Origin of the sequence: Streptomyces sp. NPDC021562, from assembly GCF_040640875.1 — a bacterium.
Lineage (GTDB): Bacteria > Actinomycetota > Actinomycetes > Streptomycetales > Streptomycetaceae > Streptomyces.
Map to the genome: position 1 here is coordinate 23,052 of NZ_JBFACN010000007.1, position 12,281 is coordinate 35,332.

Annotated in this window: 14 protein-coding genes; 8 read left to right on the forward strand and 6 right to left on the reverse strand. The window is 71.2% G+C overall.

Annotation, left to right across the window (positions count from 1 at the left end):
• Positions 1 to 50 precede the first annotated feature (50 nt).
• Positions 51 to 518, forward strand: coding sequence for an RDD family protein (locus AB0G52_RS12610; protein ID WP_132886377.1), 468 nt, complete (start codon positions 51 to 53; stop codon positions 516 to 518).
• Positions 519 to 537: 19 nt separating this feature from the next.
• Here the strand turns inward: AB0G52_RS12610 and AB0G52_RS12615 are convergent, their stop codons facing one another.
• Positions 538 to 2,169 (reverse strand): FAD-dependent monooxygenase, encoded by a 1,632-nt coding sequence (locus AB0G52_RS12615; RefSeq protein ID WP_361336257.1) that lies wholly within the window; start codon positions 2,167 to 2,169, stop codon positions 538 to 540.
• A gap of 212 nt (positions 2,170 to 2,381) precedes the next feature.
• Here AB0G52_RS12615 and AB0G52_RS12620 point away from each other — a divergent pair, with 212 nt between their 5' ends.
• The 7 genes from AB0G52_RS12620 (at position 2,382) to AB0G52_RS12650 (ending at position 7,573) form a co-directional block, all read left to right on the forward strand.
• Positions 2,382 to 3,443, forward strand: coding sequence for a SchA/CurD-like domain-containing protein (locus tag AB0G52_RS12620; RefSeq protein WP_132886375.1), 1,062 nt, complete (start codon positions 2,382 to 2,384; stop codon positions 3,441 to 3,443).
• Between the two features lie 68 nt (positions 3,444 to 3,511).
• On the forward strand, positions 3,512 to 3,925 hold the full coding sequence (locus AB0G52_RS12625) for a cupin domain-containing protein (RefSeq protein WP_132886374.1): 414 nt from the start codon (positions 3,512 to 3,514) through the stop codon (positions 3,923 to 3,925).
• Positions 3,922 to 5,190, forward strand: a complete 1,269-nt coding sequence (locus tag AB0G52_RS12630) for a beta-ketoacyl-[acyl-carrier-protein] synthase family protein (protein WP_132886373.1) — start codon at positions 3,922 to 3,924, stop codon at positions 5,188 to 5,190. Before AB0G52_RS12625 ends, AB0G52_RS12630 begins: the two co-directional genes overlap by 4 nt.
• On the forward strand, positions 5,187 to 6,431 hold the full coding sequence (locus AB0G52_RS12635; RefSeq protein ID WP_361336260.1) for a ketosynthase chain-length factor: 1,245 nt from the start codon (positions 5,187 to 5,189) through the stop codon (positions 6,429 to 6,431). The genes AB0G52_RS12630 and AB0G52_RS12635 overlap by 4 nt, the downstream gene beginning before the upstream one ends.
• A 46-nt stretch (positions 6,432 to 6,477) precedes the next feature.
• Positions 6,478 to 6,729, forward strand: coding sequence for an acyl carrier protein (locus tag AB0G52_RS12640; protein ID WP_046728247.1), 252 nt, complete (start codon positions 6,478 to 6,480; stop codon positions 6,727 to 6,729).
• A gap of 1 nt (position 6,730) precedes the next feature.
• Entirely contained in the window at positions 6,731 to 7,210 is a 480-nt protein-coding gene (locus AB0G52_RS12645; protein WP_132886371.1) for an SRPBCC family protein, read from the forward strand.
• Positions 7,211 to 7,240: 30 nt separating this feature from the next.
• Complete coding sequence (locus AB0G52_RS12650) at positions 7,241 to 7,573, forward strand: TcmI family type II polyketide cyclase (RefSeq protein ID WP_132886370.1); 333 nt, start codon at positions 7,241 to 7,243, stop codon at positions 7,571 to 7,573.
• Positions 7,574 to 7,643: 70 nt separating this feature from the next.
• On the opposite strand, the gene AB0G52_RS12655 is transcribed toward AB0G52_RS12650, so the two are convergent.
• The 5 genes from AB0G52_RS12655 to lipA form a co-directional block, all read right to left on the reverse strand.
• A complete protein-coding gene (locus tag AB0G52_RS12655) occupies positions 7,644 to 8,642 on the reverse strand; it encodes a methyltransferase (protein ID WP_361336530.1) in 999 nt (332 codons plus the stop codon).
• 124 nt (positions 8,643 to 8,766) lie between these two features.
• On the reverse strand, positions 8,767 to 9,888 hold the full coding sequence (locus AB0G52_RS12660) for a right-handed parallel beta-helix repeat-containing protein (protein ID WP_361336263.1): 1,122 nt from the start codon (positions 9,886 to 9,888) through the stop codon (positions 8,767 to 8,769).
• Positions 9,889 to 10,044: 156 nt separating this feature from the next.
• Positions 10,045 to 10,749 (reverse strand): DUF4191 domain-containing protein, encoded by a 705-nt coding sequence (locus AB0G52_RS12665; protein WP_132886368.1) that lies wholly within the window; start codon positions 10,747 to 10,749, stop codon positions 10,045 to 10,047.
• 69 nt (positions 10,750 to 10,818) lie between these two features.
• Positions 10,819 to 11,016 (reverse strand): hypothetical protein, encoded by a 198-nt coding sequence (locus AB0G52_RS12670; protein ID WP_132886367.1) that lies wholly within the window; start codon positions 11,014 to 11,016, stop codon positions 10,819 to 10,821.
• Between the two features lie 237 nt (positions 11,017 to 11,253).
• Positions 11,254 to 12,219 carry a lipoyl synthase gene (gene lipA, locus AB0G52_RS12675; protein ID WP_132886366.1) on the reverse strand — a complete coding sequence of 322 codons (966 nt, stop codon included), beginning with the start codon at positions 12,217 to 12,219 and terminating at the stop codon, positions 11,254 to 11,256.
• Positions 12,220 to 12,281 lie beyond the last annotated feature (62 nt).

The window sequence follows — 12,281 nt, forward strand, 5'->3', positions numbered from 1 at the left end:
TGGACACCCCGCCGGGACCCCGGTGGGCGCCCGGGCAGTACCGTGGACGGGTGGACAACAGGCAAGCAGTCGGATCGTGGCTCTCCGGACCCCGCGCGGCCCTGGAAGAGGCGGGCGCGGAGTTCGGGTACCGGGGTGAGCAGCTCGGTCTGCCGGAGCACGGGCCGGGCTCCATCGCCCGCCCCGGTCGGCGGCTCGGCGCGCTGCTCGTGGACTGGGGGCTGTGCGTCCTGATCGCATACGGCCTGATCACCAAGGGCTACAGTCCGGCCACCAGCAACTGGGCGCTGCTCGTCTTCCTCGTCCTGGGCGTCCTCACCGTCGGCACGGTCGGCTTCACGCCGGGCAAGCGGCTGTTCGGGCTGCGGGTGGTCGGGGTCGAGACCGGCCGGGTGCAGCCGCTGCGCGCCCTGGTCCGCACCGTCCTGCTGTGCCTCGCGATCCCGGCGCTGGTGTGGGACCGGGACGGCAGGGGGCTGCACGACCGGCTGGCGAAGACCGTGGAGGTCCGCATCTAGGGCGCGCAGCCCGCGGAAGTCAGCGGGTGCGCAGCACCCTTCGCAGGACCTCCCGCAGCTCCGCTTCCGCCTCGCCCCGCGCGGGGCCCTCCGACCGCCACGCCACGAACCCGTCCGGCCGGACCAGCACCGCCCCGTCCGCCGTGGTGCCGTGGGCCGTCGCCCAGTCGGTGCCCTCCGCGTCCGGGGCGAGGTCGCCGCCGGTGCCGATGCCGTACGCGTCCAGTCGTACCCGCTCCGTGTCCGCGATGCGGCGGGCGGCCCGGTGCCAGGGCGTGTCCGGGCTGCTGAGCAGCACCAGGGAGCGCTCGTACAGGTCGAGCGTGGAGATGCGTTCGCCCGCACGGCGCAGCCACAGGTGCGGGGCCCGGCTGCCCGGCTGCCCCGTCAGGTTCATCCCATTGGGTACGAGCGGCTGGTCCGGGTCGGCCCCGACGACCGCCCCCTTCGGGTACCGGTAGCCGAGGACGACGTTGAGGATGCCGCCGCGCCGGTCGGCGCCGATCCCGGGGGCCGGTGCGAAACCGGGGTGGCTGTGCTCCACCGAGCGGGCGGAGGCGCGGGCGCTGGTGGCCAGGGCGATCGGGCGGCGCTCGGTGTCGTACGAGTCCAGGAGTCCGGGGCCGGCCCAGCCGTCCAGGACGGCCGCCAGCTTCCAGGCCAGGTTGTGGGCGTCCTGGATGCCGGTGTTGGAGCCGAACGCGCCGGTCGGGGACATCTCGTGCGCGGAGTCGCCGGCGAGCAGGACCCGCCGGTCCGCGTAGCGTTCCGCGACCCGTTCGGCCGCCCGCCAGGACGCCCGGCCGGTGATCTCGACGTCGAGGTCCGGGACGCCGACCGCGCGGCGGATGTGCCGGGTGAGGCGTTCCTCGGTGAACTCGTCGAGGGTTTCGCCGCGCTCGGGGTGCCACGGGGCGTGGAAGACCCAGCGTTCCTTGTTGTCGACGGGCAGGAGGGCGCCGTCGGCCTCCGGGTCGGTGAGGTAGCAGCAGATGAAGCGGCGGTCCCCGACGGTGTCGGCGAGCAGCTTGGAGCGGAAGGTGATGCTGACGTTCGCGAACAGGTCGCCGGGGCCCGTCTGGCCGATGCCGAGGCGGCCGCGGACCGGGCTGCGCGGGCCGTCGGCGGCGACCAGGTAGTCCGCGCGGACGGTGTACATCCGGTCGGAGTCACGGTCGCGGACGTACGCCGTCACTCCTTCGGGGTCCTGTTCGAAGGACTCCAGCTCGTGGAAGTAGCGCAGTTCGCCGGTGAGTGATTCGGCCGCCCGGCGGAGTACCGGCTCCAGGTCGTTCTGGCTGCACAGGCACCAGCCGGTCGGGCTGAACCTGGCGAGTCCGCCGCCCGGGTCGATCTCCTTGAACAGCCAGTCGCCGGCGTCGCCGACCAGCGTCGGGGCCTGGAGGATGCCGTGGTTGTCGGCGAGCAGCGAGGCCGCCGCCCGGATGTCGGACTCGATGCCGGCCTTGCGGAACAGCTCCATCGTCCGCACGTTGTTGCCCCGGCCGCGGGGATGGATCGAGGTGCCGGAGTGCCGTTCGACGAGCAGGTGGCGTACGCCTAGACGGCCCAGGAACAGGGACATGGACAGGCCCACGAGGGAGCCGCCCACCACGAGGACGGGGACCTGGTGATCGGTTTTCTGGTGCATCGGGCACTCCAGGGGCGGGTGTTGTGCGTCAGGTGCGATGGAACTTCCATGCCCCATCCGGGCCCCTTCGGGAGGGGTTCGGCGCGCTCAATCACCCACCTGGTTCACGCGAGTCGCGCGCGTCGGAGGACCGGCACAGGATCGAGAAGCGCTGACGCCGCGTCATCGGCGAAGGCGCAGGCCGCTGCCCCAGCGAAGGAGATGTGCGAAGCATGACGACGATCTCGGAACAGGTTTCGGAACAGCTGACCCGCCCGGTGTCGAGACGGGTCTCCCAGTCCGTCTTCGACGGCTCCCGGCTCCGGGTCGTCCTGCTGGTGGACGTCAACGACGGCGCGCAGCAGCAGTTCCTGGAGGCCTACGAGCAGCTGTGCAACCAGGTCGCACAGGTTCCAGGACACGTCAGCGACCAGCTCTGCCAGTCCATCGAGAACCCCTCGCAGTGGCTGATCACCAGCGAGTGGGAGAGCGCCCCGCCGTTCCTCGCCTGGGTGAACAGCGAGGAGCACGTGGAGATGGTGAAGCCGCTGCACAACTGCGTCCGGGACACCCGTTCGCTGCGCTTCCACGTGGTCCGTGAGACCGGCGGGCCGGCCGCGGACGCCGTGCGGGTGCTCCAGGCCGACCCGCGGATGGGCGACGGCGTGATCCGCCACGCGCTCACCTTCACGGTCCGGCCGGGCAGCGAGGCCGAGGTCGCGAGGATCCTCGCGGACTACGCCTCGCCCGAGGCGAAGGTCGACGACTCCACCCGGCTGTGCCGCACCTCCCTGTTCATGCACGGCAACCGGGTCGTGCGGGCCATCGAGGTACGCGGCGACCTGATGGCCGCCCTGCGCCACGTCGCCCGGCAGCCCGAGGTGCGGGCCGTCGAGGAGGCCATCAACCCCTACCTGGAGCAGGAGCGCGACCTCAACGACCAGGAGTCCGCACGGGTCTTCTTCACCCGGGCGGCGCTGCCCGCCGTGCACCACGTCACCGCCGAGGAACCGGCCGAGGGCGAGCGGCACGCGCTGTACTACCCGGCCCGGCCGGGCTGCGGGATGCGGCTCGCGGAGCTGCTCGCGCAGCAGGACGAGGCCGCGTCCGAGGACCCGGCGAGCCCGGTGCTGCACAGCACGGTCTTCCAGCGCGACGACGTCGTCGTACGACTGGTCGAGCACCGGTTCGGCACGGCCCCGGACACCACGCCCGCCCCCGCGCTGGCCGCCCTGCTGGACGGCGACGCGGTACGGATGCGGCTGATCACCGACCGCCGTTCGCCGGCCGCCTGACCCCCCACCACCGTCGCACCAGACCGCGGCGACACATCCACGGCATCACAGTCACGGAGGAGTACGTGATGAAGCCCATTCCGAAGATCGTGGACCTCAGCGAGGTCGAGCCCAACACCAAGCGCGGTGGCGACCTGCGCGCCATGCTCACCCCCGCCACCTGCGGTTCCACCAGCGGATTCATGGGTGTGGCCATCGTGCAGCCGGGCGACCGCATCGCCGAGCACTACCACCCGTACTCCGAGGAGTTCGTGTACGTCGTCTGCGGTGATCTGGAGGTCGACCTGGACGGCGAGCCGCACCCGCTGCGCCCCGAGCAGGGTCTGATGATCCCGATCAACATGAAGCACCGCTTCCGCAACGTCGGCAACGTCGAGGCCCGGATCGTCTTCCACCTCGGTCCGCTGGCCCCGCGCCCGGCCCTGGGCCACGTCGACACCGAGGAGACGGAAGCCGTCGCCGTGGGGCAGGTCCGGTCGTGACCCGGCGCGTGGCGGTTACGGGCATAGGCATCGTGGCTCCGGGGGGTGTGGGCGTACCGGCGTTCTGGGACTTGCTCGCCGCCGGCCGGACCGCGACGCGCGGCATCACCTTCTTCGACCCCTCCGGCCTCAGGTCGCGGATCGCCGCCGAGTGCGACTTCGACCCGGCGGCGCACGGCCTGGACGCCGAGGACGTCGAGCGGGCGGACCGTTACATACAGTTCGCCCTGGTAGCCGGTGACGAGGCGGTCCGGGACTCCGGTCTCGACCTGGGACGGGAGGACCCCTGGCGGATCGGGGTCTCCCTGGGCACGGCCGTCGGCGGCACCACCCGTCTGGAGCACGACTACGTCCTGGTGAGCGACGCGGGTCGGCACTGGGACGTGGACCACCGGCAGGCCCAGCCCCAGCTGCACCGGGCGTTCTCCCCGAGCACCCTGGCCTCCGCGGTGGCGGAACGTTTCGGCGCTCAGGGTCCGGTGCAGACCGTCTCCACCGGCTGCACCTCGGGCCTGGACGCCGTCGGCTACGCCTTCCACACCGTCCAGGAAGGCCGCGCCGACATCTGCATCGCCGGTGCCTCGGACTCCCCGATCTCCCCGATCACCATGGCCTGCTTCGACGCGATCAAGGCCACCTCCCCGAACAACGACGACCCCGAGCACGCCTCCCGGCCCTTCGACAACCGCCGCGACGGGTTCGTCATGGGCGAGGGCGGAGCGGTGCTCGTCCTGGAGGAGGAGGAGCACGCCAAGGCCCGCGGCGCGCACATCTACTGCCGGCTCGACGGCTACGCCACCTTCGGCAACGCCTACCACATGACCGGCCTCACCAGTGAGGGCCTGGAGATGGCCCGCGCCATCGAGACCGCCCTCGACCACGCCCGCCTCGACCCCACCGCCATCGACTACGTCAACGCGCACGGCTCCGGCACCCGGCAGAACGACCGCCACGAGACCGCCGCCGTGAAGAAGGCGCTCGGACAGCACGCGTACAGCACGCCCATGAGCTCCATCAAATCCATGGTGGGCCACTCGCTCGGCGCCATCGGCGCGATCGAGGTCGTCGCCTGTGTGCTCGCCCTGGCCCACCAGGTCGTCCCGCCCACCGCGAACTACGAGACCCCCGATCCCGAGTGCGACCTCGACTACGTGCCGCGGGTCGCCCGCGAACGCAGGCTGGGCGGCGTCCTGTCCGTGGGCAGCGGGTTCGGCGGCTTCCAGTCCGCGGTGATCCTGACCCGGCCGAGAGGAAGGACACCATGAGCGGATCACGCCCTCGGCGGGCGGCGGTCACCGGCATCGGTGTCGTCGCGCCCAACGGAACCAGCACCGACACCTTCTGGAAATCCGTCCAGGAGGGACGCAACGTCCTCGACAAGGTGACCCGCGACGGCTGCGAGCACCTGCCCATGAAGGTCGCCGGAGAGGTCCGCGACTTCGACCCGGCGGCCGCCGTCGAGGAACGCCTCATCGTCCAGACCGACCGCTTCACCCACTTCGCGATGGCCGCGGCCGACCTCGCCCTGGAGGACGCCCGCCTCGGGCGCGCCGACACCGACGGCACGCCGTTCGACGTCGGCGTGGTCACCGCGGCCGGCTCCGGCGGCGGCGAGTTCGGCCAGCGCGAGCTCCAGCAGCTGTGGGGCAAGGGCAGCCGGTTCGTCGGCCCCTACCAGTCCATCGCCTGGTTCTACGCCGCCAGCACCGGCCAGATCTCCATCCGGCGCGGCTTCAAGGGACCCTGCTCGGTGGTCGCCGCCGACGAGGCCGGCGGCCTGGACGCCCTCGCACACGCCGCGCGCGCGGTGCGGCGCGGTACGGACGTGATCGTGGCCGGTTCCACCGAGGCGCCGATAGCTCCGTACTCGGTGGTCTGCCAGCTCGGCTACGAGGAGCTCAGCCGGGAGACCGACCCGGCCCGCGCCTACCGCCCGTTCACCGAACAGGCCTGCGGGTTCGTGCCGGCCGAGGGCGGCGCCATGCTCGTCGTCGAGGACACCGGCTCGGCCCGCCGACGCGGACTGCCGGTGCGGGCCACCCTCGACGGACACGCGTCGACCTTCACCGGCGCCTCCCGCTGGGCCGAGTCCAGGGAGGGGCTCGCCCAGGCGATCCGCGGCGCCCTCGCCGAGGCCGGCTGCGCACCCGAGGAGGTCGACGTGGTCTTCGCCGACGCCCTCGGCGTACCGGCGGCCGACCGGGCGGAGGCGCTGGCCATCACCGACGTCCTCGGCGCGCACGGCACCCGCGTGCCCGTCACCGCGCCGAAGGCCGGGATCGGCCGCGGCTACTGTGCGGCCCCCGTGCTCGACACCGCCGCCGCGGTGCTCGCCATGGAACACGGGCTGATCCCGCCGACCCCGGGCGTCTTCGACATCTGCCACGACCTCGACCTCGTGACCGGCAGCGCCCGCGCCGCGGCCCCCCGCACGGCGCTGGTCCTCAGCCGGGGACTCATGGGGTCGAACTCGGCACTCGTCCTGCGCCACGGCGCAGCCGGGTGACGTGCACAACAGCTGCTGACCGGCAGCGAAGAAGGAGGAGTTCCCTATGAGCATCACCGTGGACGAACTGTCCGAACTCATGAAGAAGGCCGCCGGCGTCACCGTCTCCCCGGCCGACCTGCAGGACCGCGCCGACACCGGCTTCGACGCCTTCGGGGTCGACTCGCTCGGCCTGCTCGGCATCGTCGGCGAACTGGAGAACCGGCACGGCGTGCCCATGCCGGTGGACGCCGAGCGGTGCAAGACCCCCCGCCAGTTCCTCGACCTCGTCAACAGCGCCATGCCCGCGGGAGCCTGAGATGACCGGACACACCCAGAACGAGATCACCATCGCCGCCCCCGTCGACCTGGTCTGGGACATGACCAACGACGTGGCCAACTGGCCGCAGCTGTTCAGCGAGTACGCCAGCGCCGAGATCCTGGCGGAGGAGGGGAACAAGGTCACCTTCCGGCTCACCATGCACCCCGACGACAACGGCAAGGTGTGGAGCTGGGTCTCCGAGCGCGAGACCGACCGGCAGAACCTCACCGTCCGGGCCCGCCGCGTCGAGACCGGCCCCTTCGCCCACATGGACATCCACTGGCGGTACGAGGAGGTACCGGCCGGCACCCGGATGGTGTGGACGCAGGACTTCGCGATGAAGCCGGAGGCCCCCGTCGACGACGAGTGGATGACCGACAACATCAACAAGAACTCCAAGGTCCAGATGGCCCTCATCCGGGACAGGATCGAGAAGGCGGCCAGTGGCAGGCGCCCCGACCCGGCGCTCGCCGACTGAGCCGGCCGGACGACAGGAACGGAGAGACACGTGCACCAGGCCCTGATCGTCGCCCGTATGGCCCCGGGCTCCGCACCCGACATCGCGAAGGTGTTCGCGGAGTCCGACCGGGGAGAGCTGCCGCACCTCGTCGGGGTCACCCGGCGCAGCCTCTTCCAGTTCGGTGATGTGTACATGCACCTCATCGAGTCCGAGCGCGAGCCGGGACCGGCCATCGCCAAGGTCACCTCGCACCCCGAGTTCAGGGAGGTCAGCGACCGTCTCACGGCGTACGTCAGCGCGTACGACCCGGAGACCTGGCGCTCCCCGAAGGACGCGATGGCGCAGCGCTTCTACCTCTGGGAGCGCGACGGCGCCCGCTGAACCGCCGTCCAGCCGAACGGTGCCGGGCCCACGTCGGACGCGGGCCCGGCACCGGCGTGTCCGCAGCCGCTCAGGGGGCGGGCACCACGCAGTCGAAGGCGTGCAGGTAGGGGTTGACGGGACTGATGTCCTGGACGGTCAGCCCCGCGTCGGTCAGCCGCCGCACCATGCTGTCGGTGGTGTGCTTGGCCCCGCCGACGTTCAGGAGCAGCAACAGGTCCATCGCGGTGCTGAACCGCATCGACGGGGTGTCGTCGACCAGGTTCTCGATGACCACGACCCGGGCCCCCGGACCGCCGGCCGCGGTGACGTTGGCGAGCAGCCGCGCGGTGGACTCGTCGTCCCACTCCAGGATGTTCTTGATGACGTAGACGTCCGCGTCGACCGGCACGGCCTCGCGGATGTCGCCCGGCACGATGCTCGCCCGGTCCGCGAGGTCACCGCCCTCGCGCAGCCGGGGCAGCGCCTTGTCCACCACCTTCGGCAGGTCCAGCAGGTAGCCCTTCATCGCCGGGTACTTGTCCAGCAGACAGGCCACCACGTGCCCCTGCCCGCCGCCGAGGTCGGCGACCGACCGGCTGCCGGACAGGTCGAGCAGGGCGGCGACCTCACGGGCCGACTGCTCGCTGGAGGTGGTCATCGCCCGGTTGAAGACGTCCGCCGACTCCGGCGCGTCCTCGTTCAGGTAGACGAAGAACTCCTTGCCGTAGAGGTCCTCCACGACGTTGCGGCCGCTCTTCACCGCCTCGTCGAGCCTCGGCCAGGCGTCCCAGGTCCACGGCTCGGTGCACCACAGGGCGATGTAACGCAGGCTGTGCGGGTCGTCCTCGCGCAGCAGCCGGGAGGTCTCGGTGTGCGCGAACGTGCCGTCCGGGCGCTCGGCGAAGACGCCGTAGCAGGACAGCGCGCGCAGCAGCCGCCGCAGCGGCCTGGGGTCGGTGCGCACCGTGGAGGCCAGGCTCTCCACGGTCATGGGGGCGTCCCCGAGCGCGTCGGCGACCCGCAGTCGGGCGGCCGCGCGGACGGCGGCGGCACACGCCGCCCCGAACACGAGCTCGCGCAGCCGCATCGACGGCGGCGGAGCGCCCTCCTGCGCCGGCGCCCCGGACTCCTTCGCGGGCGCCGAGAGGTCGCGTGCTGGTGCGGTCATGTGCCGCCTTCCTTCCGTGTGAGGGTGTCGTACGTCCGACCGGTCAGCACAGACCCGCGGGCTTGGACTTCTTGCACGAGTTGCCCTTGAAGGCGTTGCCGTGCTTGGCGGCCTCCTGGTTGACCAGGTCGGCGGGGGCGTTGCCCGACAGGCTGTTGTCGGTGACGCTGTTCTTGTCGCTGGTGGCGCCCACGAAGCTCTTGAAGATCACGACGCCGCCCGACAGCGGGGACTTGCCGGAGTTGCCGGTCACGAGGTTCCTGGTGACCAGGGTGTTCTCGGTGCCGGTCAGCACGATGCCGGAGCCCTGGAGGAAGGACAGCCGCGTGGTCTTCGGGCAGTACTTGTTGTTCTTGACGACCTGGTTCCCGGTGACCGTGATCCTGCCGGCCTTCGGCTTGTTCTCGTCCCCGACGACGAACACGCCCGCGCAGTTCCCGGTGACCGAGTTGTCCGCGACGGTGAGGTTGCGCAGCCGGCGCACGGTGACGCCGATCCGGTTGCCCTCCAGCAGGTTGTGCTCGACGACGGTGCCCGCGGTGTCGGTGGCGCCCTTCTCCGCCGTGATGGAGTTGGCGAGGAACAGGCCCGCGTCGCCGTTGTTCCGGGCGACGTTGTCGCGGTAGGTGCTGTGCACCGAGCGCTCCTCGGCGATGCCCCACTGACCGTTCTTCACGGCGGCCACGCCGTGCACGTTCAGGTTGGCCGTGCCGACGGCCATGACACCGGTCCGGGAGAACCCGGTGACGGTCATCCTGGCGATGGTCACGTCCTCGACGGGCTTGCTCTTGGTGCCGACCACGCAGATGCCGTTGCCCATCTCCGCACAGGACTTCTGGGCGGCGGCCTTCTTCCTGCCGGGCTTGGCGGGCTTGCCGGCCTTGGCGGGCTTGGGCGCCTTGGCCTTCTTGGGGGGCTCCAGCACGGTCGCCGGTCCCATGCCGCGCAGGGTCAGACCGGGCGTGGTCACCTTGACGCTCTCGCGGTAGGTGCCGGCCATCACGAGAACCGTGTCGCCGGGCTGGGCGGCGTCGACCGCCTTCTGGATCGACTCACCGGGACGCACCCAGTGCACGTGGTGGGCGGCGGACGCCGGAGCGGCGCCGAGGAGGGCACCGCACAGGGCGGTACCGCACGCGAGGTATGTGATATGGCGTTTTGTCACATTCGGAAGGGTAGGAGCCGATGACCCGATAAACGCCGCGATGCTCCGTTCGGCGGCGTGTCATCGGGCAGGCCGCCCAGGCGTCCCCACGTCGTACGACGGAAGGGGCCGCCCGGAGTGATCCGGGCGGCCCCTTCCGGGCACGTACGTCGCGGGTCAGCGGGTTCTGCCGCCGCCGCCCTTCGGCATCCGCATGCCCTTGGGCATGGGCCCCTTCGGCAGCGGCATGTTGGACATCAGGTCGCCCATCGCCCGCAGCCGGTCGTTGGTGGTCGTCACCTGCGGGCCGGTCAGCACCCGCGGGAACTTCAGCATCGTCGTCCGCAGCTTCTTCAGCGGGACCTGGCCCTCACCCGTACCGACGATCACGTCGTGCACCGGCACGTCGGCGACGATGCGCGCCATCTTCTTCTTCTCGGCGGCCAGCAGGGTCTTCACCCGGTTCGGGTTGCCCTCGGCGACCAGGACGATGCCGGCCTTGCCGACGGCCCGGTGCACGACGTCCTGGCTGCGGTTCATCGCGACGGCCGGCGTGGTCGTCCAGCCCCGCCCGATGTTGTCCAGAACGGCGGCCGCGGCACCCGGCTGGCCCTCCATCTGGCCGAAGGCCGCCCGCTCGGCCCGGCGGCCGAACACGATCGCCGTCGCGAGGAAGCCGAGCAACAGGCCCAGGATGCCCAGGTAGACGGGGTGGCCGATCAAGAAGCCGATCACGAGGAAGACCGCGAGCGTGCCGAGACCGACACCCGCGAGCACAAGACCGATCGTCTTGTCGGCCTTGCGGGTCATCTTGTACGTAAGGGCGATCTGCTTCAGTCGCCCGGCATTCGCAGCGTCCGCTGCGGGTTCCTTCCTCGCCATGCCCCGAAGTCTACGTGGCTCCGGGAGCGGCTACGACGGCAGTGTCCCGGAAGGCCCGCGGGACGGGGGTCAGGAGCGGCCGGCGGCCTGCTCCAGGAAGAGCTGCGCCTCGACCCGGTCCTTGGCGCGACGGCGGTCCTCGAGCACGGAGGTCCACGCGTTGCGGCGCGCGGTGCGCTGGCCGCTGCTCAGCAGCAGCGACTCGACGGCGCGCAGCGCGTCGGTGAAGGACGGGATGGCGGTGGCGCGAACGGGCGCGGCCTGCATGGTGGAGGTCCCCCTCGGAGTGGGTACGTGCTGTGATACCAGCGTCACTGTTCGGTGTTACCAGGGCGTGACCGACCGGTCAAACAGCCATGAAGCCTTGATGCGCGCCCCGGGAACGCCGACGCGGCCCCGGCGTACGCCCTCATCAGCGAGGACGGCCAGGACCGCGTCCATTCGGTCATTACTGACCAGTAGCTCCTTGTGCGTGAATTCACACAACCCGGACGGCGGGCAGTGTCAGACCGCCTGTGCGGCGACGAACGCGCCCCGCTTCTCGACGGCCATCTGGTAGAGGCGCCCGGCCCGGTAGGAGGAGCGGACCAGCGGCCCGGACATCACGCCGGAGAAGCCGATCTGCTCGGCCTCCTCCTTCAGCTCCACGAACTCCTGCGGCTTCACCCAGCGCTCGACGGGGTGGTGCCGGACGCTCGGGCGCAGGTACTGGGTGATGGTGACCAGTTCGCAGCCCGCCTCGTGCAGCCGGCGCAGCGCGTCGCTGACCTCCTCGCGGGTCTCGCCCATGCCGAGGATGAGGTTGGACTTGGTGACCAGGCCGACGTCGCGGGCCTCGGTGATGACCTTCAGCGACCGCTCGTAGCGGAAGCCGGGGCGGATCCGCTTGAAGATCCGGGGCACCGTCTCGACGTTGTGCGCGAAGACCTCGGGGCGGGACGCGAAGACCTCGGCCAGCTGCTCGGGGACCGCGTTGAAGTCGGGGGCCAGCAGCTCGACCTTGGTGCGGCCGCCCTCGCGCCCGGCCGTCTGCTCGTGGATCTGCCGGACCGTCTCGGCGTACAGCCAGGCCCCGCCGTCCGCCAGGTCGTCGCGGGCGACACCGGTGATGGTGGCGTAGTTCAGGTCCATGGTGACCACGGACTCGCCCACGCGGCGCGGCTCGTCGCGGTCCAGCGCCTCGGGCTTGCCGGTGTCGATCTGGCAGAAGTCGCAACGCCGGGTGCACTGGTCGCCGCCGATGAGGAAGGTCGCCTCGCGGTCCTCCCAGCACTCGTAGATGTTCGGGCAGCCGGCTTCCTGGCAGACCGTGTGCAGGCCCTCGCTCTTCACGAGGTTCTGCATCTTCGTGTACTCGGGGCCCATTTTCGCCCGGGTCTTGATCCACTCGGGCTTGCGCTCGATGGGGGTCTGGCTGTTGCGGACCTCCAGGCGCAGCATCTTGCGTCCGTCGGGTGCGACTGCGGACACGACCGGCTCCCTAGCGTTGATTCTTCGGCGTGCTCCAGCGTACGCCCGTGGATTCGAATGCC

Coding starts and splice junctions, on each gene's coding strand:
- AB0G52_RS12670 (WP_132886367.1), bottom strand. CDS start 11,016: ATGCAGGCCGCGCCCGTTCGCGCCACCGCCATCCCGTCCTTCACCGAC.
- AB0G52_RS12665 (WP_132886368.1), bottom strand. CDS start 10,749: ATGGCGAGGAAGGAACCCGCAGCGGACGCTGCGAATGCCGGGCGACTG.
- AB0G52_RS12655 (WP_361336530.1), bottom strand. CDS start 8,642: ATGCGGCTGCGCGAGCTCGTGTTCGGGGCGGCGTGTGCCGCCGCCGTC.
- AB0G52_RS12645 (WP_132886371.1), top strand. CDS start 6,731: ATGACCGGACACACCCAGAACGAGATCACCATCGCCGCCCCCGTCGAC.
- AB0G52_RS12620 (WP_132886375.1), top strand. CDS start 2,382: ATGACGACGATCTCGGAACAGGTTTCGGAACAGCTGACCCGCCCGGTG.
- AB0G52_RS12625 (WP_132886374.1), top strand. CDS start 3,512: ATGAAGCCCATTCCGAAGATCGTGGACCTCAGCGAGGTCGAGCCCAAC.
- AB0G52_RS12635 (WP_361336260.1), top strand. CDS start 5,187: ATGAGCGGATCACGCCCTCGGCGGGCGGCGGTCACCGGCATCGGTGTC.
- AB0G52_RS12640 (WP_046728247.1), top strand. CDS start 6,478: ATGAGCATCACCGTGGACGAACTGTCCGAACTCATGAAGAAGGCCGCC.
- AB0G52_RS12615 (WP_361336257.1), bottom strand. CDS start 2,169: ATGCACCAGAAAACCGATCACCAGGTCCCCGTCCTCGTGGTGGGCGGC.